The organism is Planctomycetota bacterium (genome assembly GCA_039819165.1).
In the GTDB taxonomy this organism is placed as follows: Bacteria; Planctomycetota; Phycisphaerae; order Phycisphaerales; family UBA1924; genus JAHCJI01.
Window position 1 is genome coordinate 1,823,603 of record JBCBSM010000001.1, and the last position, 23,138, is coordinate 1,846,740.

Sequence of the window (23,138 nt, forward strand, 5' to 3'; positions counted from 1 at the left end):
GGGGCCGCCTGATGCATCCCCGCGGCGTCTCGGACGTAGGGTTTGCCACGCCCGCCTCGGTGGTGGCGGGCGTGCTGTCGGTCGGGCCCGCGTCGGGCTATCCTGCCGGCCGCGTCCCGCCGGTCGTCGCCATCTCGGGCGGCGTGCGGGGTGCGTGCCGACTCGTGCGCCCCGCGTGCGGCCAAAAAAGTGGACCGCCGCAACCTGCCTGAGGAGTGCCGCTCGTGCCCCAGCTCTCGCGATCCATCCTGCCCGTGCTCGTCGGCGGCCTCGTGCTGGCGTTCGCCTCCCCCACGCTGGCCCAGGACGACCCCACGCGGCTGACCGACCGCCAGGTGCTCGAGGAGTTCATCCACTTCACCTTTATTGATCGCGACGACGTGGCGGCCGACTACGGCCAGCAGTTGCTGGAGCGGGGCGTGGACCCGCAGGCCTTCGTCGACCTGATCGAGACCGCGGGGCTGGCCGACCGCTTCGACCGCGCGGTGGGCGAGGCCATCCGCTCGGGCGTGGCCGAGACCGTGGCGGCCGACCTGCGGCGGCTGTTCGAGGAGGGCAAGCTGCAGCGGGTCCGCGATCCGCAGCAGATCGCCGAGAGCATCGCGCTGCTGACCGGCCCGCTCCGCGGGCGGCTGATCGCCAAGGAGCGGCTGCTGGCGGCGGGCGAGTACGCCGTGCCGCAGCTGCTCCGCGTGATCGAGGACGGCCAGGACTCCGCCCTGGTGCGGGAGGTTCGGGCGGTGCTGGTCGACATGCGGCAGCAGGCGGTGCTGCCCCTGAGCGTGGCGCTCCGCGAGGCGGCGCCCCGATCGCAGCGGGTCATCGCCGACCTGCTCGGGCAGATCGGCTTCGATACCGCGGTCCCGTTCCTGGCCGAGGTGCAGCGGGCCAGCGACAACGAGGACGTTCGCGCCGCAGCGGCCCGCGCGATCGACGCCATCACCGGCGAGCAGTCGGCGACGGCCCACGAGTGGTACGTGCGGGTCGCCGAGAACTACTCCCGCGAGGACGCCGGCGTCACGAGCTTCCCGGGCGAGCCCAACCAGTTGGTCTGGAGCTACCAGCCCGAGGTCGGCGGCCTGGTCTTCGATGCGGTGCCGTCGCAGGTCTTCCACGAGCTGATGGCGATGCGGCTGAGCGAGGACTCGCTCGAGCTGGTCCGCGAGCCCAACCGCACCGCGCTGGCGCTGTGGGTCGCGTCGTACCTGCGGCTGGACATCGAGCGGGCGGACGGCGACGCGATGGACCTCGGCCTGCGCGAGCCCATGTACTACGCGGTGGCGTCGGGCTCGACCATCGCCCAGAGCGTGCTGGGCCGGGCGCTGCGGACCAGCAACACGCAGCTTGCCCGCCGATCGATCGAGGCCGTCTCCCGCACGGCGGGCGGCAGCGACCTGTGGGCGGGCAGCGCCGGGTCGGCCCAGCCGATGGTGGAGGCGCTGACCTATCCCAACCGGCGGGTGCAGTACGAAGCGGCGCTGGCGTTCGCCTCGGCGCAGCCGCGGACGCCCTTCGAGCGGGCCGATGTGATCGCGCCGACGCTGGCGTCCTCGGTCCGCGGCGCAACGACGCGGTACGCCCTGGTGGTGGCCGCCGACGAGGAGGTCTATCGAGGTCTGGCCCGCATGCTGGACGGCATGGGCTACGACGTGGCGCCCTTCGCCGGCTCGCTGGATGCGCTCAGCCAGGAGTATTCGGCCGCCCCGAGCGTCGACCTGGTGGTCTCGAGCCTTCCGCTCGACCAGACCGTGGGCCTGGTCACCCAGCTGCGGTCGACGACGCGGCTGATGGCCGCCCCGCTGCTGGTGCTCTCGGACGCGGGCGACGAGACCGAACTGCGGCGGCGATACGGCGCCGACCGGACCATCGCGTTGCGGCCGGCGGGCATCCGCAGCGACGAGATGCAGGCGAGCATCGACGATCTCGTCGAGCGGACGCTGGGCGGGCCGATCTCGGCCGAGGAGGCATCCATCTATGCGTCGCGCTCCATTGCGGCGCTGCTGGAGCTGGCGATCTCCGATAACGGGGTGATCGTGGCGGAGGACGCCGCGAGCCAGCTGATCCGCGCGTTGCAGGAGGACTCGGGCGAGTTCGAGCTGCCGCTGGCGGAGCTGCTGTCCTGGTTCGATAACGCCGACGCGCAGCGGGCGATCTTCGATCGGGCGCTGCAGGCGCAGGGCGCGCAGCGGATCGCGCTGCTCGGGCACGCGGCCGACTCGGCGCGTCGGTTCGATAACCAGTTGCTCGATCGGCAGGTGCAGCGTCTGCTGCAGATCGCCCGCACCGGCGCGGACGCCGAGGCGATCGCCGCCGCCAGCCTGCTGGGCGCCCTGGGCGTGCCGACGGGCGACCTAGCGGGCCTGATCCTCGACGCCCGCGGCTAGCGGAACGCCCATAACCGCCGCATCCCCGCTTCGGGGCGGCGGCCGGGCCTCCCCCAGCACACACATCCGCTACAGCCCCCCCGCGGGGCTGTTGTCTTTTGTGGTTGCACGCCGAACCTCGTCGGGTGGATCCGATGCTCTCGGCACGGGCTTGCCGTTGTGGCAACCCGGTTTCGAGGAGGTCGCCCGCGCGAGCGTGACGACGTGCTGCCGAGCAGGTTCGGCTGCAACGCGGGCGGCGGGTACCCGAGGAGGGCACGCATGATGCGCGCACGAGTTCGCAAGGCGTTTACGCTGGTCGAGATCCTGATCGTTGTGGTGATCCTGGGCATCCTGGCCGCGATCGTTATTCCGCAGTTCACCAACGCCAGCGAGGAGGCGCAGTCCAGCAGCGCCGCCAGCCAGCTGTCGACGGTGCGCAACCAGATCGAGCTGTTCCGCGTGCGGAACAACGGCACGGCTCCGGCCATCGCCGACATCTTCGTCGAGGAGGTCGCCGGTGACGAGCCGTGGGACGGCGTTGTCAACCCGGACTACCTCCGGGCCGCTCCGGTCAACCCCCGCACCGGCACGTCGACGCTCGCCGCCGGCACCGCCGCTCCGACCAGCTCGGTCGCCGCGGGTGACGATGGCTGGATCTACGACGCCGCCACCGGCTCCATCTGGATGAACGGCTTCGACGAGGTCAACCAGGAATGGATCCCGTAATCGCGTCTTGAACATTCGCCCGGCCTGGGTGGAAGCCCCGGCCGGGCTTTCTTCGTGTGTGCGGGACCGCCCGGAGGGAGCACGCAGCCATGGCAGCCATCCGCCCCAGAGCATTCACGCTCGTCGAGATCCTCATCGTGGTGGTGATCCTCGGAATACTGGCCGCGATCATCGTGCCGCAGATGGTCGGCGCGCAGACCGAATCGCAGATCAGCGCGACGCTCTACGACCTGGGCAAGATCCGGCGGCACGTGGTGGCCTACGAGGCGCGCAATGATGCCTTCCCCGAGGTTCAGGCCGGCGACGGCACGTGGGGCCAGATCGTCGGCACCAGCGGCGACTACCTGATGTCGGCGCCCATTAATGCCTACGTCGGCGGCGGCAACCGCGGCGTGATCATCCTGCGGGACTCGGCCGACACGGCCTTCCAGACCGACCACGGCTGGATCTTCGACGCGGCGGTGGGCGAGGTGTGGGCCGGCGGCTTCAGCGCTCAGGACGCCCCGCTGCCCAAGTAGCCCACGCGGGCGCACACGATCGGAGGACGCGATGCGTCGCCAACGCTCTGCCTACACGCTGGTCGAGGTGCTCGTCGTCGTGACGGTGCTCGGCATCGCCGCGGCCCTGGTGGTTCCGGCGATGGGATCGGCGGGCAACCTGCGGGTGCAGTCGGCGGTCCGCGAGGTCGTGGCCGACATCACCTTTGCGCAGTCCGACGCGGTGGCCTACCAGGCGCGGCGGGCCGTCGTCTTCTTCGAGGGCGAGGGCCGCTACGTGGTCTGCGAGGTCCGCGGGGCGACGATCGACCCCGAGACCGACGCGCTCTTCGACCGCACCCGGCCCGACGAACGCTACGACGTGATCTGGGACAACCAGCAGACCAACGGGGCGGCGATCATCGACGTCGACTTCGACGGCGACAACGTCCTGATCTTCGACGAGCTGGGTGGCCCGGTCGAGACCGCCGCGGGCGATCGGCCCGGTGCGGGCGGCGAGATCCGCATCCGCGACGCCTCGGGCCAGACCTTCGTGATCATGGTCGAGCCCTACACCGGCCGCGTCACCGTCGAGCGCGAATAGGCCCTCACGCCCCCCCACCGGCGATGCCGACATAGAGACCGGGAGGCGTCGACGCACGCATGCGGAGCACTCGGGCACGGCAGCAGCGGAGCACCTTCTCGGTCGTCTTCGGCCGGGGCGGGTTCTCGATCGCGCTGGCGCTGCTGCTGTTCACGGCCCTCATCTGGCTGCGGCTCCGCATCGTGACCGATGTGCCCCGGATGGCCTACGCCGAGCCCGAGAACGCGGCCGCCGAGCGCACCGATGGCGCGTCCGATGCGCCGGAGGCGCGTGATCCGGACGCGGCGGCCCCCGGCGGCCGCTAGCGGCGGCGCCGCACCCTCACAGCCCGCACGCCCCGACCAGGCGCTCGGCCTTGCCCGGCCGTCGTAGGGCGACCGCATTGCGCGGATCGCGCAGCCAACGAGCGAGATGGCGGATTGACGGGCCGAGGAATACCGCGGGATGCCTCGTTGGGCGCGCCGGTGGTCGGCCGCCATCGAGCCTCTCGCGGGGCACCGCGGACAGAGGGATTACAACAATGACCGCTCGCAGCACGAAGCCGAACGCGCTCGCCTCGAACCTGTCGCTGACGACGGCTTCGGCCGCCGCCCTTGGCGCAGCGGGGCATACTCCGGTGACGCTGGCCCAGGCCGGCGACGCCTTCTCGATCGAGAAGACCCCGCAGATGACGGCGGTCGGCACCGAGGCCACACCTAGCGACGAGGCCGCGTTGCCCAACAACGGTGAGATCACCGTCGACGAGCACCTGATCGTCGACCTGCACGTCGTCGACGAGGACCTGGCCGACGTGCTCCAGCTGCTCTCGATCCAGAGCCAGCGGAACATCGTCGCCAGCAACAGTGTGTCGGCCACCGTGACGGCCACGCTCTACGGCGTGACCTTCTACGAGGCACTCGACGCCATCCTGCACGTCAACGGCTTCGGCTACATCGAGGAAGGCAACTTCATCTATGTGTACACGGCCGAGGAGATCCAGCGGATCATCGATACGAGCCGCAAGCGCTCGTCGGCGGTCATCCCGCTGGATTACCTCAACCCGACCGACGCCGCCGAGTTCGCCCAGGCGCTGCTGAGCGAGTCGGGCCAGATCAAGGCCCCGGGGCGGACGGCTCCGTTCCAGATCCCCGATAACGCGCCGGTGGGCGCCGACGACCTGGCAACCGAGTCGTTCATCGTGGTGGTCGACTTCGACAGCAACATCGAGGAGATCCGCAACCTCCTCACGCAGATCGACACCAAGCCCAGCCAGGTGCTGGTCGAGGCCACCATCCTGCAGGCGGCCCTCAACGAGGCCAACGCCTTCGGTGTGGACTTCTCGATCATCGGCAGCCTGAACTTCGGCGACTTCCTGGGCGGCCCGCTGGACGCCGTCGACACGCTGATCTCGGGCCGCAGCGAGGACGAGTTCGGCACGCCCATCCTGGTGCCGGGCGAGGCCAACCAGCCCGGCGGCGCCATCACGAGCACCGCGGGCCAGACCAGCAAGGGCGGCACGCTGAAGCTCGGCTACGTCGATGGCGACTTCGCCGCCTTCCTCCGCGTGCTGGACGAGGTCACCGATACGACCATCATCGCGCGGCCCAAGGTGCTGACGCTCAACCGCCAGCCCGCCCGCGTGCTGGTCGGCGAGCGCGTCGGCTACCTGAGCAGCACGACGACCGAGACGGGCACGACGCAGACCGTCGAGTTCCTGGATACCGGTACCCAGCTGTACTTCCGCCCGTTCGTCTCGCGCGACGGGCTGATCCGCATGGAGCTCAAGCCCCAGGTCTCCGAGGCCGTCATCCGCGACGCCACCGATACCGGCGGCTCGACGGTGACCATCCCCGACGAGACGACCAACGAGCTGACCGCCAACGTCATGGTCCGCGACGGGCAGACCATCGTGCTGGGCGGCCTGTTCCGCGAGCGGACGCAGTACACCCGCCGGCAGGTGCCCTACATCGGCGACCTGCCGTTCATCGGGGCAGCCTTCCGCGGACAGGAGGACGCGGTCGACCGCGCGGAGATCATCTTCATGATCACGCCGTCGATCATCAACGACCAGGTCATCTCCGAGTCGGCCGAGCGCGCCAAGGCGCTCATCGAGGGCGCCGTGACCGGCACCCGCGAGGGGCTGCTGCCCTTCAGCCGCGACAAGCAGGCCTCGCGTCTGCTCGTCGAGGCGCAGCAGCACGCCGCCGATGGCAACACCGACAAGGCGATCTACTGCGTGCGGCGTTCGCTCTCGCTGAGCCCCAACCAGCCGCAGGCCCGGGTGCTGCTCGAGCGTCTCAGCAACGACGTGCGGACGTGGCCCGAACGGAGCATGCTCCAGGACGTCTTCGAGATGGAGCTGACCGAGTCGACCGACGAGATCACCGAGGATATCGAGGGTGACGAGGTCGACACCGAGGTTGCTCTTGCCGACGGCGAGATCACCGAGAGCGAGGAGGCCGCGGACGACGGCGACGCGCTCCAGGTGTCGACCCCGCCGCTGGGGCTGACCGAGATCCCCGACGCCGACGAGGCCGAAGGCGACACGACCGACGGTGACGAGCCGGCGGACGGCGAGGACATCTCGGACGAGGCTGATGAGGCCGAGGACGGCGACGAGTCGGACGAGGTCGCCTCGGATCCGACCGAGGATGCGACCGAGCTTGAGGACGATTCGCTCGCGGAGGCCGACATCGATCCGGAGGCCGCCGAGGCCGAGGCGCTCGCCGCCGATACCGAGACGCTCGACGAGACCGAACTGGCCGATGCCCGCGAGGGCGCGGACGGCCAGACCGAGAGCGCCGAGGAGGCCTTCGAGGGCGCCGACTGGGTGTCGCAGCTGGCCGACAGCGAGATCGAGAGCGCGGCCGACGCGCTCCCGGTCGAGGGAGCCGACGCGGGCGAGCAGCCCGTGGAGATCGCCGAGGAGGCGATGGCCGAGGCCGAGGAGCCGACCGAGGGCGTCCTCTTCAACGCCGAGGCGCAGACCGTCGACGTGCTGGTGAGCAACACCGACATGCAGGACGTGCTGCGTGACCTGGGTCGCGTGTCGCGGCGGAACATCGTGGCCGATCGCGCGGTGACCGGCAACGTGACGGCAACGCTCTACGACATGGACTTCTACGACGCGCTCGACATCCTGACGGGCATGAACGGCGCGGGCTACGTCGAGGACGGCAAGATCATCTACGTCTACACGCAGGAACAGCTCGACACCATGGCCGCCGCCGAGCGTGCCGAGGCCGAGGCGCTCGCGGCCGCCGAGGCCGAGGCCCTCGCCGAGGCGGCGCGCGACGACGAATCCACCGATCCGGTCGACCAGACCGAAGGCGATGAGCTCGCATCGGCCACTGACACGACGCCCGCGGCGGACGACGCAGCGGACGAGGCGACCCCCGACCTGGCGTCCATCTTCGGCGGCGAGCCGGCTACCGATGGGGCCGACGAGCCGGCCGAGACCGAGACCACGACCGACGGCGGATCGACGCTCATCGACGAGCCGATGACGCTCGACGACGACCCGACCGACTTCGGGCCCGAGGGCTTCGGCGAGGACGACTTTGGCAACGGCGGCTTGGGCGAGGGCGGCTTGGGCAACAACGCCGACGCGGGCGCCAACGGTGATATGCCGGCGTTCTCGGGCGTGTTCGGGGAGGACGGCGAGGTGCTGCCCGAGGCCGAGCCGGTCGAGCGTGAGATCAACGACGCGGCGGCGAAGGCGCTGCTGGGCTCGCTGAGCTTCAGCACGTACGAGTGGTCGCCGAGCACGACGCGGGACGCCTTCATGGAGCCCACGCCGTGGGTCAAGGAGCCGGCGTCGATCGACGATGCGGACGCCGAGGCGCTCATCGACTAGGGACGAGGACTGATAACCCCGCTGGCGGCGGGAGAGTGATGCAGTTGGGCCCGCATCGGGCCGATGCCAGGAGCAACCGAGCGGGCGCCGCGGCACCCGCTCCCAACGGGGACGCCCTCGGGCGGCACAAGGGACGCAGGACGATGCACAACCACCGACGCACGAACACGATGACGCTCGCCGCCCGCGTGCTCTTCGCCGCCGGCCTGGCCGGCAGCGTGGCGCTCACCGGCTGCATGGGCAGCCGCGGCTCGGCCGAGAACCGCAACCTCGCCGAGGCCAGGCTCTCGGGGATGAAGAGCGGCACCGAGTGGGACATGGCACGGCAGGCCTTCCTGTCGGGCGATCCCGATAAGGCCCTCGACCACATCGATCGCTCGCTGGCGCTCAACGACGGCGTCGTGCGGTCGCACGTGCTCCGCGGCCGCATCATGATGGAGCTGGGCAACTTCGAGGAGGCGATGGCGTCGCTGCAGCAGGCCGAGATCCTCGGCCCCGAGGACGTCGACGCCAAGTACTTCCTGGGCGTTGCCAACGAGCGCATTGGCGAGAAGGAGGAGGCGATGGGCCACTACCAGGCCGCCGCCGAGCTGGATAGCTCCAAGGCGATCTACGCCGTCGCGGCCGCCGAGATGCTGATCGACATCGGTCGCATCGACGACGCCGAGGCGTACCTCGTGGACCGCCTCGAGGTGTACCGCCACAGCGCGGGCGTGCGGCAGACGCTCGGACACATCGCGATGATGCGCAATGAGTCCGAGTCCGCCGCCGCGTGGTTCACCGAAGCCCGCTTCCTGGCGCCCGACGAGCCGGGCGTGCAGGAGGACCTGGCCCGCGCGGAGCTGGCCGCCGGCCGCTACGCCGAGGCCGAGTACAACCTGGCCGAGCTGCTGCAGCGCGAGGGCTTCGAGGATCGCCGCGACCTGCAGCACATGCGGGCGCGGTGCCTCGTCGAGGTCGATCGCCCGGTGGAGGCCCGCGAGCTCCTCATCGAGCTGACCGACAGCGCGGGCGGCGAGAAGGACGTGGACGCGTGGATCCAGCTGGGCCACGTGTGCTACACCCTGCGGGACCTGTCGCGGGTCCGCCGGTCGGCCTCCCGCGTGATCGCGCTGGCGCCCACCCGCCCGGAGGGATACCTGCTGCGGGCGCTCCAGCAGCGGAGCACGGGCGACCTGGACGCGGCGCTGGCGAGCCTGGACCTGGCCATCGAGCGGGGCGAGGGCGATCCGTCGCCGCTGATCCTGCGGGGCCTGATCGCCCAGCAGGCCGACATGCCGGGGCTGGCCCGCACCAGCTTCCAGAGGGCCTTCGAGCTGGATCCGGATAACCAGAGCCTCGAGCGGATGATCGCGGCGCTGGACGGCCAGCAGGACGACGCGCTTGCGACCGAGCCCGAGCGGCCCAACGCCGAGCCGGCCGAGGCCTTCACCTCGGTGACCGACAACCCCTAGGACGCCCTACGGGATGAGCCGTGCGTCGGCGATCTCGCCACGCACGGCCGTCGTGCCGCGGAAGGTCTCGACCTTCGGCACCAGCACGGCATCGAGCCGCGACGCGGCGCGGAGTCGCTCGGCGTGGCGGCCCCAGTTCCAGCCGACGAGCCGGACGGCCGCGTCGTCCTGCCCCACCACGATCGAGAGATGCCCGCCACCGGCGCCCATGAGCGTCGGGGGCTGGGCCACGCGCACGCCGCGGACGAGGACCCGCGGGGCCGGGTTGCCCATGCCGAAGGGCGCGAGCCGATCGAGCTGCGCGACCGCATCGACGGTGAGTTCGGGCAGCTGCGCCTCGGCATCGATCGAGAGCGTGGGCATGAGGTCGTCGACCTCGATGTCGCGGTTGGTGGCCGCCGTGAAGGCGTCCGCGAACGCGTCGAGGCGATCGCTGGCCAGCGCGAGCCCCGCGGCGGCATCGTGCCCGCCGAAGCTCAGGAGGTGCTCGCCGCACTCGCCCAGCGCGGCGTGCAGGTTGAACCCCGGGATGGACCGGCCCGAGCCGCGGCAGATATCGCCGTCGCGCTGCAGCAGGATGGTCGGGCGGCCGTAGCGCTCGACGAGCCGCGAGCAGGCGATGCCGATGACGCCGGGGTGCCAGTCCTCGTGGGCGAGCACGATGGCGCGGCGTTCGTCGCGATGCATGCCCGCGTCCTCGGCGAGCCGGGCCGCCTCCTCGACGATCCGCTTCTCGATCGCCTGCCGCTGGCCATTCAGGCGATCCATCTCGGCCAGGATGGGCTCGATGCGGGCGGCGTCGTCGGTGGTGAGCAGTTCGACGGCGGCGGCGGCATCGGCGACGCGGCCCAGCGCGTTGATCCGCGGGCCGAGCCGGAAGCCCAGATCGCTGGCGCGGATGGGCTCGCCGGGCTTCGTGCAGCGTTCGGCCAGCGCGGCGAGGCCGCGGACGCGGGTGCCGCGGAGCATCGCCACCCCGTGCGCCACGATGGCGCGGTTCTCGCCGACGAGCTTCATGACGTCGGCCACGGTGCCCAGGGCGGCCAGCGGCAGCAGGTCGAGCAGCAGCCGGCGCATCTCGGGCATGGCGCGCGCGCCGCCTGCCATCGTTGCCAGACGCCATGCCAGCTTGAATGCGACGCCCGCGCCGCACAGGTGCTCAAAGGGATACTCCGAGTCCGGCCGCCGTGGATGCACGACGGCGTCGGCGGGCGGGAGCTCGTCGAGCCGCGCGGGCGGGTTGTGGTGGTCGGTGATGATGAGCGCGAGACCCAGCTCGCGTGCGCGGCGTGCGGGCTCCCGGGCCGTGATGCCGCAGTCGACGGTGACGACCGTCCGCGCTCCCTCCGAGGCCAGCTCCTCGAGCGCGTGCGCGTGCAGGCCATAGCCCTCGCGGGTGCGATGCGGCACGTAGTGCAGCAGCCGCGCTCCGGGATCGAGGCCCTTCAGGGCGTGGTGCAGGATGGCCGACGCCGTAGCGCCGTCGACGTCGTAGTCGCCATAGATCGCAATCGTGCGGCCCTCGGCAAGATCGGCCAGCAGCATCCCGGCGGCACGATCGAGGTCGGGGATGCCCGAGGGATCGTGCATCGCCGTCAGGCGTGGCTCGAGGTCGCCTTCGCGTAGCGCCGGGCGGGCGGCCAGCACGCGATCGAGCAATCCCGGGGGCCGATTTCCGAGGGAGTTCTCGGGGGGCAGCCGCCAGCGACGCGTCAGGCCCCGTAGGGGGGCGTGCCCGGAATCCGTAGGTGCGTGGGCTGTTGCGTCGTGCAACGGTGCGGCGGACATCGGCGGTAGACTAGCCGGGAGAAACCCGCCGATACCGATGGTGTCCGGCGGCGCCCGCCGCGGACGGGCCGGACCGATTCGTGCCGCACCCGCACGTACCCCGCCGAATCCTGCGGGGCCGGTTCGTGCCGGGAACGGGCTGCTTGGGGGTTGGATGGTCAAGCTCAACAAGATCTACACCCGCTCGGGCGACGGCGGCACGACCGGCCTGGGCGACGGCAGCCGCGTGGCCAAGGCCGACGTCCGCGTCGAGGCCTACGGCACGACCGACGAGGCCAACGCCGCCGTCGGGCTGGCGATCCTGGCCTGCCGGGGCGCCGGCGGTCCCGCCGGTGAGCTGGCGTCGCTGCTGGAGTCGATCCAGCACGACCTCTTCGACTGCGGGGCCGACCTGTGCGTGCCCATCGACGACGCCGAGCGGGCGGGCGACCTCGAGCACCCCAGGCTCCGCGTGCTGGCGAGCCAGACCGAGCGGCTGGAGGGCGCCATCGATCGGCTGAACGCCGACCTCGAACCGCTGCGGAGCTTCGTGCTGCCCGGCGGCACGCCGGCGGCGGCGGCGCTGCACCTGGCGCGGACCATCGTGCGGCGGGCCGAGCGGGGGGCGACCATCGCGGTCGAGCGGCACGCCGACTCGACCAACGCCGAGGTCGTGCGGTACCTCAACCGCCTGAGCGATCTGCTGTTCGTCATGGCGCGGGTGGCCAACCCGGCGGGCGACGTGCTGTGGCAGCCCGGGGCGACGCGGGGCGAGGGAGCCGGATAGACCGCCATGGCCCAGCCCACGTTCACCAGCGAGTTCACCCACGAGTTCGAGGCCGAGACCGGACGGCTGCTGCGCAAGCGGTTCCTGTGGTTCCTCGGCACGATGCTCGCGCTGTGGGTGATCGAGCACTCGGTGGCGCTGATCGGCTGGAAGGCGATCGCGTCGCTGGGAACCTGGATGGTGGCGCTCACGGCGTTGCTGGCCGTCGCCGACTTGGCGGTGTACGGCTGGCTGCTGCAGCGGGTGCGGGGGAGCCGTCCCGAGAAGCCCTCGCTGCTGCGGCTGACGCGGATCCTGCTGATCTACTTCGGGTGCAAGAGCCTGTTCGAGCAGGTGTTCATCCCCATCGACATCGCCTTCCCGGTGGCGATGATCAGCTTCGGCTTCGCGTTCCTGATGGCCGCGGTCTTCCTGCCGTGGTCGCCGCGGGAGGTGTTCCGCACCGTCGCGATCGTGACCGGGCTGCACCTGGTGGTGTTCCTGTGGCAGAACCTGCCGCCCAACTGGAGCTGGCTGTGGATCGCCACCTTCCCGGTGTTCCTCGGCCCGGGCTTCGCGGTGACGGCCGTCAAGCACAGCAGCCGCATGAAGGCCTTCAAAATGCGGTTCCTGGCGCACCGCTACGGCGAGGTCCGCCGCGAGATGACCGACGCCCGGCGCATCCACGAGGACCTGTTCCCCGAGCCGCGGGACGTCGGCGACCTGTGCTTCCGCTACCTGTACCAGCCCATGCGGCAGATTGGCGGCGACTTCCTGTTCTTCCATGAGTCGCCGGGCATCGAGGGGCGGATACCCACCAGCTGCGTGCTGCTGGATGTCACGGGCCACGGCCTCGCGGCGGCGCTGACGGTCAACCGGCTGCACGGCGAGCTGGAACGGATCTTCGCCGAGGAGCCCAACGCCGAACCGGGCCGCGTGCTCACGCAATTGAACCGCTACGTGCATCTGACTCTCGCGCAGCACTCGATCTACGCGTCGGCGGTGTGCATGCGGGTCGATCCGGTGACCAGCGAGCTGACCTACGCCAGCGCGGGCCATCCGCCGGCGTTCCTCCGCGGCGTCGACGGCACGGTCGAGGAGCTCCACAGCACCACCCTGGTGCTGGGCGCGTGCGCACCGGCCGACTTCCTGGCCGAGGCCGAGAGCCGGCCCTTCGGCCCCGGCGACCTGCTGATCGCCTACACCGATGGCGCGATGGAGGCCCGCAACGAGGAGGGCCGCATCATCGGCCGCCAGTGGCTGATGTCCATGGTCGCCGGCGCCGATTGCGGGCCGGGCGAATGGCCCAAGCGGGTCGTCGGCGAGCTCGACGCCCGGCGGCACGGCCCGCCCGAGGACGACACCCTGGTCATCGAGATCCACCGGCTGCTCGAGCGCGACGCGGGATCCCCCGAGGATGCCGAGGCGTCGCACGCCACCCGCTAGAGCATCTTCGAGCGCTCCGTCGCGGCCGTCCGGCCGCGACGCTCGCTCTGGTACGGCCTCGCCGAAGTGAATCCGGCGGGCCTGAACGAACGCACACGCGATACCTGGATCAAGTCTGCGCTAGCGTGGCCTTCCCGCCATCCAGCTCCTCGGCGAGCATGGGGCTGGCGCGGGCACACGACTGGAGGACGGCACATGCGCATCGGCACGCTTGGTACGGGAAACATGGCCCGCGCCGTCGGCGGCTCGCTGGCGGATGCCGGCCACGAGGTGATGCTCGGATCCCGCGACGCCGAGAAGGCACGCGCGATCGCCGACGAGCTGGGCCGGGGCGTGCGAGGCGGCACCAACGACGAGGCGGCCGAGTTCGCCGAGATCATCCTGCACACCGTGCGAGAGGTGCCCAGCTCGTTCCTGCGGAGCACCGAGCCGCTGGCGGGCACGATCATCATCGACCTGAACAACCGCGACTTCCCGCGGGACATCGCCGGCGGGCCGCTGTTCCCCTCCCTGCACGCGCAGAACCAGGCCGACGTGCCGAAGGCGCAGGTCGTCAAGTGCTTCAACACGATGGCGATGCAGATCTTCGCCCACGACGCCGAGACGCTCCGCGGCTTCGGCGTGGCGGCCTACGTCGCCGGCGGCAACGCCGACGCCCGCCGCGTCGTGGCGGATCTGGCGACGCAGATCGGCTTCGAGGCCATCGACATGGGCGGCGCCGACACGGGCCATCCGCAGGCCGCCGACGTGACCGAGATGCACGGGGATTTCATCCGCACGCTGATCTTCGGCCGCCAGGACCCCATGATGACGTCTCAGGCGCGGTCGATCCCCACGCCGGCGTCGATGCCCTACGGCGAGCCGCGGTATTGAGCACGCCTCCGACCTAGTGCTTCACGCCCTCGACGCGGCCGGGATCGGTGTACTTGGCCGTCGCGTCGGCTAGGTCGACGCCGGCGATGTTGGCCAGGGTGCTCAGCCAGGCCAGCACGTCGGCGAACTCCTCGGCCAGGTTGGCCCGCTGGGCGTCGGTCGGATTCTGGCCGGGCTGGCACTCCTGGAGGGCCGTCGCCAGCTCGCCCACCTCCTCGATGAGCCACATGAAGGTGCCCGGCACGCCGCGGGCGTTGTCGGTCTCGAAGTAGCGGTCGCGGATGAGGCGCTGGAAGCCTCGGAGGGTCACGTCGCCGGGGGGTGGCTGGTCGGTCATGGGTGCCACCCTAGACGCGAAGGCGGGGTGGGAGCTACAGTTGCGGCCCGCCGGAGCGTTCGGCCGGGCCCAGACACCTCCGGAATCAGGACACGCACGCCAGCATGCCGACCATCAACCAGCTCTGCCGCAAGCCCCGCCGCACGCCGCAGGTCAAGTCGAAGGTGCGCGACATCGAGGGCTGCCCGCAGCGTCGCGGCGTGTGCCTGAGCGTCAAGACGATGACGCCCAAGAAGCCCAACTCGGCCCTCCGCAAGGTGGCCCGCGTGCGGCTGAGCAACGGCCGCGAGGTGACCGCGTACATCGGTGGCGAGGGCCACAACCTGCAGGAGCACTCGATCGTGCTCGTGCGGGGCGGCCGCGTGCCCGATCTGCCCGGCGTGCGCTACCACGTCGTCCGCGGCTCGCTGGACAGCCTGGGCGTCGACGGCCGCAAGCAGGGCCGCTCGAAGTACGGCACCAAGAAGGGCAAGTAGCAACGAAGACCGGGCTCTGGGCTACGAGCATCGGCGTCCGGATATTGGCAAGTAATCCCGCCCATCGGCCAGATCGGGCGGGGTGAACACACGGCCGGCGACCGCAGCGTTGCCGGCGGATGAGCCGAAAGGAAGAGATCATGGCCGGCCGGATTACCGCGTCCGAGAGTCAGCTTCGCCCCGACCCCAAGTACGACAACCTCGTGCTGGCGAAGTTCATCAACTGCATCATGCAGGACGGCAAGAAGACGCGAGCCACCCGCGTGATGTACGACGCGATGGATCGCATCCGCGGCAAGCTCGACAAGGAAACCGACCCCGAGAAGCCCGAGAACGAGCTCGACCTGTTCATCGCGGCCATCGAGAACGTCAAGCCCTTCGTCGAGGTCCGCTCCAAGCGCATCGGCGGCGCCAACTACCAGGTGCCCCAGCCCGTGCGGGGGCGGCGGCAGCAGTCGCTCGCGTTTCGGTGGATCATCGCCGCCGCCCGCAAGGAGCGGGGCCGCCCGATGGCCCAGCGGCTGGCCGACGAGCTCTACAGCGCCGCCAAGGGCGAGGGCGAGGCGATGCGGAAGCGCGACGAGACGCACCGCATGGCCGACGCGAACAAGGCCTTCGCGCACTTCGCCTAAGTCCGTCCTATCAGGGTGCATGAGCACGCGGCTCGGACGGATGTGCGAATACACTTCGCCGTGGCTGATTCCCGCTACCACCGGCAGATCCTGATCCCCGAGATCGGCGTCGAGGGCCAGCGAAAGCTGGCCGAGGGCCGCGTGCTGCTCGTGGGCTGCGGCGCACTGGGCTGCGCGATCGCCGACCAGCTCGCGCGGGCGGGCGTCGGCTCCATCCGCATCGCCGACCGCGACACCGTCGAGCCCACCAATCTGCAACGCCAGACGCTCTACGCCGAAGCGGACGTTGGCCGCGCGAAGGTCGAGGCCGCCGCCGATCGCCTGCGGGCGATCAACTCGACGATCGAGATCGAACCGGTGGCCGCGGACGTCACGGCCGAGAACGCCGAGGAGCTTGCCGTGGGCGTCGATGCCATCCTCGACGGCACGGACAACTTCGAGACCCGCTTCCTGCTCAACGACCTTGCGGTGAAGCGCGGCGTGCCGTACGCCTACGGCGGGGTGATCGCCGCCCGCGGCATGGCGGCGACCTTCGTGCCGCGTCCGCACGCGCACGCCACGCCGTGCCTGCGGTGCATCATCCCCACGCCGCCTCCCGCGGCCAGCGTGCCGACGTGCGACACCGCGGGCGTGCTCGGGCCGGCGGTGGCGATCGTCGCCGCGCAGCAGGCCGCCGACGCCATCAAGATGCTGCTCGGCCGCTTCGACCTGCTGGGCGGCACGATGCTCGACTTCGACCTGATGGCGAACAGCCGCCGGCGGTACGTGCTCGCGGACCTGGCGCCGGAGGATGGCTGCCGCGCATGCGGCGAGCGCCGCTTCGACTTCCTGGAACGCGAGAGCGGCGGCGACGCCCGCGCGCTCTGCGGCCGCAACGCGGTGCAGGTGACGCCGGGCCGCGTCGAGGACGGCGCACGAGCCATCCCGCTCGACGCACTCGCCGACCGCCTCGGCCTGCACGGCTCGTGCCAGCGCATCGGCCCGCTGCTGAAGGCGAACGTCGAGAGCGACGGCCGCCGCTGGCAGCTGACGATCTTCCCCGATGGCCGCACGATCGTGGCGGGCACCGAGGATCCGGCCGAGGCGCGATCGGTGTACGCGAGGCTCATCGGCGCATAGCCCGTAGACTGCGGCATGCTCCGACGCCACCTTGCCATGCTCGCGTGCTCCCTCGCCGCGGGCTGCGCCGCCTGGGCCCAGGACGCGCCGCCAGCCGACCCGCCGTCGTTCCGTGTCATGACCAAGGCCACGCCGCCCTTCGTGATCGAGGGTGCCGGCGGCGAGTTGAGCGGCCTAAGCGTCGACCTGTGGTCCCGCGTGGCCGCCGACCTGGGCGTGCAGACCGAGTGGGAACTCGCGCCGCTGGAGGACATGCTGGCGGCGGTGGAGGCGGGCGAGGCCGACGCAGCGATCTCGGCGATCACCATCAGCGCCGAGCGCGAGGCCAGCATGGACTTCTCGCACGCCTACTTCAGCTCCGGATTGGGCATCGCCGTGCCCGCCGAATCGTCGGGCATGGCCGGCCTGTGGGGCATCGTCGGGGCGTTCTTCTCGGTGGCATTCCTGCAGGCCGTCGCGGCCCTCGCGTTGGTGCTCTTCGTCAGCGGCGTGCTGATGTGGCTCTTCGAGCGACGCAGGAACGCGGAGCAGTTCGGCGGCGGCGCTGCGGGGGTGGCCAACGGCTTCTGGTGGTCGGCCGTTACGATGACCACGGTGGGCTACGGCGACAAGGCGCCGGTGACCCTGGGCGGGCGGCTGGTCGCGCTGGTCTGGATGTTCGCGAGCATCATCGTGATCGCGGCCTTCACCGGCGGCATCGCCAGCGCCATCACCGTCGGCGCACTCGAGGGCAAGGTGCAGGGGCCCGAGGACCTGCCGGGCGCCCGCGTCGCCGCCCCCGCCGGCACCACGGCAACCGGCTACCTCGCCCGCAACGGCGTGCCCACCACCACCACCGACAACATCGAGGATGCGATGGCGCTGCTGGCCGACGGGCAGGTCGACGCCGTCGTGCACGACGCGCCCGTGCTGCGGCACCTCGCCCGCACCGACCGCGACGGCGTGGTGCGGGTGCTCGAGGCGACCTTCCAGCCCCAGAACTACGGCATCGCGCTGCCCACGGGCAGTCCGCTCCGCGAGCGGATCAACCGGGCGATCCTGGCCGAAACCAGCTCGCTGGAGTGGCAGGAGACGGTGCGGCGGTACCTGGGTCGCTAGAGCATGCTTGATCGCTCCGTAGCGGCCTCCGGCCGCGACGCTCGCTTCATGACGGCCTCGCCGGAGTGAATCCGGCGGGCCTAAACGGACGCACACGCGACACCCGGATCGAGCATGCTCTAGCCAGCCCCGCACTCCGGGCAGCGCACGACCGCCTCGCCCAGCTCGTAGTTGCACGCGACGCACAGCCCGCGCTTCCGCCGGCGGGCGATGCGACGCCAGCGGAGGGTGGTCCAGGGCAGGAAGACCAGCGCCGCGTAGAACGCGGTGTTGGCGAACAGGCCGGGCCAGTAGGGCAGGATCGGCATCGCGTAGATTCGCTTGTTGAGCGCCACATAGAGCAATCCAAACTCGCGGCACGCTGCCGAGTCGCGGCGTTCGATGTCCCCGGCCCACATGGCGCCGGGCAGCGGCCAACCGAAGCCAGCAACTCCGAACGCCACAACGCCGGGGTCGTCCTGCCACCTCCCGAGGGGGCCAGGAAGCGACTGGACTAGGCGGACGGGCTGCGGCTCGACGTCACTATCAGGCCGCTCTACTGCCCAGAAGGCCCATGCCACTCCTAGCGCGTCCCTTAAAAGATAAACCTCGTAGCGCTGGCCGCGAGACTCGTAGTCCCGAGGACCGCTGCGATGCCCCCGCAGGTCTAGTCGATGTGTGAGCAAGACAGCAGCCGGCACGCTGGCCACCGCCAGCAGCGCACCCACCTGAACGCTCGCCAGGCCCACCCGCCAGTGCCAGATCCGCGGCTGCCGCGCCATCCCCCGCCCCTTCGCGTTCCGGTGGACCCCCGGTGGATCCCACTGCCCGCACGCCCGATCTCCTACCCTACGGAACCCGCGCACCGGCGGGCCCCAAGGAGGCGCCATGACCCAGGTGGATTCCAAACAAACCGGCTTCGAGCACCTCCACGGCTCCCTGGCGGGCCACGCCCTCCGCGAGGATCCGGCGGTGCTGGCGGCCATCGACGCCATCGTCGAGCGGACGCGGGCCCACGCCGAGGGCATCACCGACGTGCGGCCGCCCTCGGGCGAGGCGGCGGCCTCCTTCGACGACCTCGTCCGGCGGGCCGAGGCGATGAAGGGCCGCCCGCTGCTGTACAAGTACGTCGGCAGCGGCCTGGGCAACGGCGCCCTCGTCGAGCTGGCCGACGGCAGCGTGAAGTGGGACATGATCGGCGGCATCGGCGTGCACTTCTTCGGGCACAGCCACCCCGAGCTGGTGCGGGCCCAGGCCGTCGCGGCCCTCGACGACACCGCCAAGTCGGGCAACCTGATGTCCAACTTCGAGGCCTACCGCTTCGGCGAGACGCTGCTGGAGTACGCCGGCCGCAACAGCAAGCTCAGCGAGGCCTTCATCACCACGTCGGGCGCGATGGCCAACGAGAGCGCCCTGAAGGTGTGCTACCAGAAGCACTTCCCCGCCTCCCGCGTCATCGCCTTCAAGCACTGCTTCATGGGCCGCAGCGTGACGATGGCCCAGATCGGCGATTCGGCCGGGGGCCGCGAGGGCCTGCCGCTATCCACCCAGGTCGACTACATGCCCTTCTGGAACGACGTGGCGGCCGAGAAGGTGGGCGGAAAGACCGCGTTCATCGACCACTGCAAGTGGCGGCTGCAGCAGTTCATCGACCGCTACCCGAGGATGCACGCCTGCTTCATCTTCGAGCTGGTGCAGGGCGAGGGCGGGTTCAATACCGCGCCCCGGGAGTTCTTCGTCGAGCTCATGGACATGTGCAAGGCGAGCGGCATCGCCGTGTGGGACGACGAGATCCAGACCTTCGGCCGCACGCGGAACATGTTCGCCTACGAGACCTACGACCTGGGCGAGTACGTCGACGTCTTCTGCGTGGGCAAGATGACCCAGGCCTGCGCCACGCTGTGGACCGACGAGTACAAGCCCAAGCCCGGCCTGCTCAGCGGCACGTTCACCGGCAGCGGTACGGACTTCACCGTGGGCACCCGCATCCTCGAGATGCTGGGCGAGGGCGACTACTACGGCAACGACGGCCGCATCGCGCAGCACCACGCCGCCTTCCGCGAGCAGGTGCAAGCGCTCATGGGCCGCCACCCCGAGTGGTTCCCCGAGGCGCTGTTCACCAGCGAGCTCGTCGGCGGCGAGGGCGGCATGATGCGCTTCACGCCCTTCGGCGGCGAAAAGGCCAAGATCGCCGCCGCCTGCAAGGCCTGCTTCGAGGAGGGCGTCATCCTCTTCTGGTGCGGCCACGGCCCCTACCACGTCCGCATGCTGCCGCCGCTGGGCGTGATGGACCTCGCGGACTGGCCGCGGGTGTTCGGGGTGGTGGAGCGGGCGCTGGCGAAGGTTGCCGCCTCTTAGGTCCGTCGAAGAGCGAGTCCGAATGTACATCATCCGCCGTGCCAAGATCGAAGACGCCGACACGCTGCTGAAGCTGGCGAAGATGGTGCACTTCATCAACCTGCCGCCCGACAAGGAGATCATCACCGAGAAGATCCTCCGCAGCCGGGATTGCTTCAAGCACGTCGGCCGCGGGCTGCCGCCGCAGCAAAAGGACTCCCGCCGCCGCTCGCACGGCCTCCGCGAGACCATGAACGAGAGCGAGCTGTTCGCCTTCGTCGTGGAGGACGTCGAGACCGGCGCGGTGCTGGGCAGCAGCCAGCTGGTGGCCTCCATGGGCGGACCTGGCAACCCCAACGTGGGCTTCAAGATCAGCGAGCGGAAGTTCTTCAGCCAGAGCCTGCACACGGGCGTGACGCACATGGTCGCCACGCTGCACCTCGACGAGAGCGGGCCGACCGAGATCGGCGGGCTGATCCTCCAGCCGGCGTACCGCGCGCACAAGGCCAAGCTGGGGCGATTCCTCAGCTTCGTGCGGTTCCATTTCATCGGGCTGCACCGCGCGCACTTCGCCGACCACGTGCTGGCCGAGATGATGGCGCCGCTGACCAGCGACGGCGACAACCGCTTCTGGGATGCGCTGGGACGCCGGTTCATCAATCTGAGCTACGACGAGGCCGACCGCTTCTGCCAGTACAGCCGCGAGTTCATGTTCAGCCTGCTGCCGCGGGAGGACATCTACCTCACGCTGCTGGCGCCGCAGGCGCGGCAGGGCGTGGGGCAGGTTGGCCAGGACACCATCCCCGCACGCAAGATGCTCGAGAAGCTGGGTTTCGAGTACAGGGGCGTGGTCGACCCCTTCGACGGCGGCCCCCACCTGCAGGCCGCCACCGACGACATCCCCCTCGTCCGCGCAACGCGGACGGTCGAGCTCGGCAAGCCCGTCGCCGCCAGCAGCTACAAGGGGCTGGCGATCCTCAGCGTGCTCGACGGCGAGGGCGAGTTCGTCGCGGTCCAGACGCCCCTAGCCGAACGCGGCGGCACCGTCCGCATCCCGCGGCAGATGATGGAGGCCCTGGGCGTGGGCATCGGCGACCGCGTGGCCTGCACCCTCATCGATCCGATGCCCAAGCTCGCGGAACCGGGCGACAACGGCGCAGCCACCTCGCCCGAGCGACGACGGTCCACCAAGAAGCCGGCCGCCAAGAAGGCCACCGCCACGAAGAACAACACCAAGACCAGATCCAGGAAGACCAGCAAGAAGCCCTCGCGGAGGAAGACCACCGGATGACCACCGCCGCCCCAAGCGTGCTCGCCAACCCTCCTAGCGACCTCGTTGGCGGGGAGTACCGATCCATCGCCGGCGACGCCCTCGTCTCGTTCGATCCCGCCGAGCGGGACCGCGTGGTGTGGTCGGGCGCGCCGGCCCCGGCGCACGTGGACGATGCCGTCGCCGCCGCGCGTCGCGCGCTCCCCGAGTGGAGCCGGTGGGATGTCGAGCGCAGGGCCGAAGTCCTCCGCCGCTACCAGCAACTCGCCACGGAGCGAGCCGGCGACATCGCGCGGCTCATCAGCGAGGAGACCGGCAAGGCGCTCTGGGATTGCACGGGCGAGGCCGCCGCCGTCGCGGGCAAGGTCGACATCACGCTCGAGGAGGGGCCGCACGCGGGCCGCCAGCGCGTCAGCGGCTTCAGCCTCGACCTGGGCGCCACCAAGGAGGGCCGCTGCTGGTTCCGCCCGCATGGCGTGATCGCGGTCATCGGGCCGTTCAACTTCCCCGCCCACCTGCCCAACGGCCACATCGTGCCCGCGCTGCTGACGGGCAACACCGTGGTGCTCAAGCCCAGCGACAAGACCCCCGCGACGGGCCAGCTCATCATCGAGCTGTTCCAGCAGGCCCTGGACGACTGCGACGCGCCGAATGGCGTGGTGAACCTGGTGCAGGGCGGCGCCGACGTTGCCGCGCGACTCACCACGCACGACGCCATCGACGGCATCGCGTTCACGGGATCGTGGCCCGTGGGCCGCAAGATCCTCGGTGCCAACCTCGATCGTCCCGGCCGCATCGTGGCGCTGGAGATGGGCGGCAACAACGGCGTGCTCGTGCTGCCCGACGCCGACCTGCGGCAGGCCGCCATCGAGATCACCCGCGGCGCCTTCGTCACCACGGGCCAGCGGTGCACCTGCGGCCGCCGGCTGATCGTGCACGAATCGGTCGCCCACACGCTCGTGCCGGCAATCCTCAAGGCCGCCAGCGCGCTCATCGTGGGGCCGCCCCGGGCCGAGCACCCGGTATTCATGGGCCCGATCATCAATGACCAATCCCGCGACGCCGTCATCGCGGCCCAGAGCGGCATGGCCGATGCCGGCGGCGAGGTGCTGCTCCAGGCGACTTCGCACCCCACGCTGACCGACGGCTCGTACGTCACGCCCGGCGTGATCCGCGTCGATCGGTTCACGCCGACGGACGGGACGGACGCCGGCTGCGACGTCGAGGTCTTCGGGCCGCTGCTACGCATCTGCGTGGTGTCGTCCTACGAGGAGGGCATCGAGCAGGTGAACGCGACGCGCTACGGCCTAGCAGCGTCGATCTTCACCAAGGACGAGGCCCGCATCGCCGACTTCCTGCACGACGCCCGGGCCGGCTGCGTCAACCTGAACTGCGCCACGGCCGGCGCCAGCAGCAAGCTGCCCTTCGGCGGGCTTGGCTATAGCGGCAACCACCGGCCCGCCGGCGCCTTCGCGCTGGACTACACCGCCTATCCGGTTGCGGGCATGCTCGAACGCGGCGACGCCGCCACGGTCGCGCCGGGCATGGCCTTCGAGGACGGCTGGCTGCCGGCGTAG

General features: G+C 70.7%; 20 protein-coding genes. 17 read left to right on the forward strand and 3 right to left on the reverse strand.

Annotated elements, in window-relative coordinates; genetic code table 11:
• Positions 1-224: 224 nt before the first annotated feature.
• The 7 genes from AAFX79_07940 (at position 225) to AAFX79_07970 (ending at position 9,461) form a co-directional block, all read left to right on the forward strand.
• Entirely contained in the window at positions 225-2,384 is a 2,160-nt protein-coding gene (locus AAFX79_07940) for a hypothetical protein (protein ID MEO1008482.1), read from the forward strand.
• Positions 2,385-2,645: 261 nt separating this feature from the next.
• On the forward strand, positions 2,646-3,092 hold the full coding sequence (locus AAFX79_07945; protein ID MEO1008483.1) for a prepilin-type N-terminal cleavage/methylation domain-containing protein: 447 nt from the start codon (positions 2,646-2,648) through the stop codon (positions 3,090-3,092).
• Positions 3,093-3,181: 89 nt separating this feature from the next.
• On the forward strand, positions 3,182-3,610 hold the full coding sequence (locus AAFX79_07950) for a prepilin-type N-terminal cleavage/methylation domain-containing protein (GenBank protein MEO1008484.1): 429 nt from the start codon (positions 3,182-3,184) through the stop codon (positions 3,608-3,610).
• A gap of 31 nt (positions 3,611-3,641) precedes the next feature.
• Positions 3,642-4,172 (forward strand): GspH/FimT family protein, encoded by a 531-nt coding sequence (locus AAFX79_07955; GenBank protein MEO1008485.1) that lies wholly within the window; start codon positions 3,642-3,644, stop codon positions 4,170-4,172.
• Between the two features lie 59 nt (positions 4,173-4,231).
• A complete protein-coding gene (locus tag AAFX79_07960; GenBank protein ID MEO1008486.1) occupies positions 4,232-4,477 on the forward strand; it encodes a hypothetical protein in 246 nt (81 codons plus the stop codon).
• A gap of 215 nt (positions 4,478-4,692) precedes the next feature.
• Positions 4,693-8,007, forward strand: a complete 3,315-nt coding sequence (locus AAFX79_07965; GenBank protein ID MEO1008487.1) for a hypothetical protein — start codon at positions 4,693-4,695, stop codon at positions 8,005-8,007.
• A gap of 143 nt (positions 8,008-8,150) precedes the next feature.
• Entirely contained in the window at positions 8,151-9,461 is a 1,311-nt protein-coding gene (locus tag AAFX79_07970) for a tetratricopeptide repeat protein (protein MEO1008488.1), read from the forward strand.
• Positions 9,462-9,467: 6 nt separating this feature from the next.
• On the opposite strand, the gene recJ is transcribed toward AAFX79_07970, so the two are convergent.
• Positions 9,468-11,108: a single-stranded-DNA-specific exonuclease RecJ gene (gene recJ, locus AAFX79_07975; protein ID MEO1008489.1), complete on the reverse strand. Its 1,641-nt coding sequence runs from the start codon at positions 11,106-11,108 to the stop codon at positions 9,468-9,470.
• A 295-nt stretch (positions 11,109-11,403) separates the two neighbouring features.
• Between recJ and AAFX79_07980 the strand changes: the two genes are divergently transcribed.
• From AAFX79_07980 to AAFX79_07990, 3 genes are all read left to right on the forward strand, one after another.
• The gene (locus AAFX79_07980) at positions 11,404-12,015 is read left to right on the forward strand and encodes a cob(I)yrinic acid a,c-diamide adenosyltransferase (GenBank protein MEO1008490.1); all 612 of its coding nucleotides are present in this window, start codon (positions 11,404-11,406) and stop codon (positions 12,013-12,015) included.
• Positions 12,016-12,021: 6 nt separating this feature from the next.
• On the forward strand, positions 12,022-13,440 hold the full coding sequence (locus AAFX79_07985) for a PP2C family protein-serine/threonine phosphatase (GenBank protein MEO1008491.1): 1,419 nt from the start codon (positions 12,022-12,024) through the stop codon (positions 13,438-13,440).
• A gap of 195 nt (positions 13,441-13,635) precedes the next feature.
• Entirely contained in the window at positions 13,636-14,313 is a 678-nt protein-coding gene (locus AAFX79_07990; GenBank protein ID MEO1008492.1) for an NAD(P)-binding domain-containing protein, read from the forward strand.
• Between the two features lie 13 nt (positions 14,314-14,326).
• On the opposite strand, the gene AAFX79_07995 is transcribed toward AAFX79_07990, so the two are convergent.
• A complete protein-coding gene (locus AAFX79_07995) occupies positions 14,327-14,650 on the reverse strand; it encodes a MazG nucleotide pyrophosphohydrolase domain-containing protein (protein MEO1008493.1) in 324 nt (107 codons plus the stop codon).
• A gap of 104 nt (positions 14,651-14,754) precedes the next feature.
• Here AAFX79_07995 and rpsL point away from each other — a divergent pair, with 104 nt between their 5' ends.
• The 4 genes from rpsL to AAFX79_08015 all read left to right on the forward strand — a co-directional run bounded on the left by rpsL (position 14,755) and on the right by AAFX79_08015 (position 17,975).
• A complete protein-coding gene (gene rpsL, locus AAFX79_08000; GenBank protein ID MEO1008494.1) occupies positions 14,755-15,126 on the forward strand; it encodes a 30S ribosomal protein S12 in 372 nt (123 codons plus the stop codon).
• 119 nt (positions 15,127-15,245) lie between these two features.
• A complete protein-coding gene (gene rpsG / locus AAFX79_08005) occupies positions 15,246-15,758 on the forward strand; it encodes a 30S ribosomal protein S7 (GenBank protein ID MEO1008495.1) in 513 nt (170 codons plus the stop codon).
• 60 nt (positions 15,759-15,818) lie between these two features.
• On the forward strand, positions 15,819-16,877 hold the full coding sequence (locus tag AAFX79_08010) for a ThiF family adenylyltransferase (protein MEO1008496.1): 1,059 nt from the start codon (positions 15,819-15,821) through the stop codon (positions 16,875-16,877).
• 15 nt (positions 16,878-16,892) lie between these two features.
• Positions 16,893-17,975, forward strand: a complete 1,083-nt coding sequence (locus AAFX79_08015) for a transporter substrate-binding domain-containing protein (GenBank protein ID MEO1008497.1) — start codon at positions 16,893-16,895, stop codon at positions 17,973-17,975.
• A gap of 119 nt (positions 17,976-18,094) precedes the next feature.
• Here AAFX79_08015 and AAFX79_08020 read toward each other — a convergent pair whose 3' ends face one another.
• Positions 18,095-18,310 carry a hypothetical protein gene (locus AAFX79_08020; GenBank protein MEO1008498.1) on the reverse strand — a complete coding sequence of 72 codons (216 nt, stop codon included), beginning with the start codon at positions 18,308-18,310 and terminating at the stop codon, positions 18,095-18,097.
• Positions 18,311-18,842: 532 nt separating this feature from the next.
• Between AAFX79_08020 and AAFX79_08025 the strand changes: the two genes are divergently transcribed.
• The 3 genes from AAFX79_08025 to AAFX79_08035 are packed head-to-tail and all read left to right on the forward strand — an operon-like array spanning position 18,843 to position 23,138.
• Complete coding sequence (locus AAFX79_08025) at positions 18,843-20,312, forward strand: aminotransferase class III-fold pyridoxal phosphate-dependent enzyme (protein MEO1008499.1); 1,470 nt, start codon at positions 18,843-18,845, stop codon at positions 20,310-20,312.
• Between the two features lie 22 nt (positions 20,313-20,334).
• Positions 20,335-21,582 carry an arginine N-succinyltransferase gene (locus tag AAFX79_08030; GenBank protein MEO1008500.1) on the forward strand — a complete coding sequence of 416 codons (1,248 nt, stop codon included), beginning with the start codon at positions 20,335-20,337 and terminating at the stop codon, positions 21,580-21,582.
• Positions 21,579-23,138, forward strand: a complete 1,560-nt coding sequence (locus AAFX79_08035) for an aldehyde dehydrogenase family protein (protein MEO1008501.1) — start codon at positions 21,579-21,581, stop codon at positions 23,136-23,138. Before AAFX79_08030 ends, AAFX79_08035 begins: the two co-directional genes overlap by 4 nt.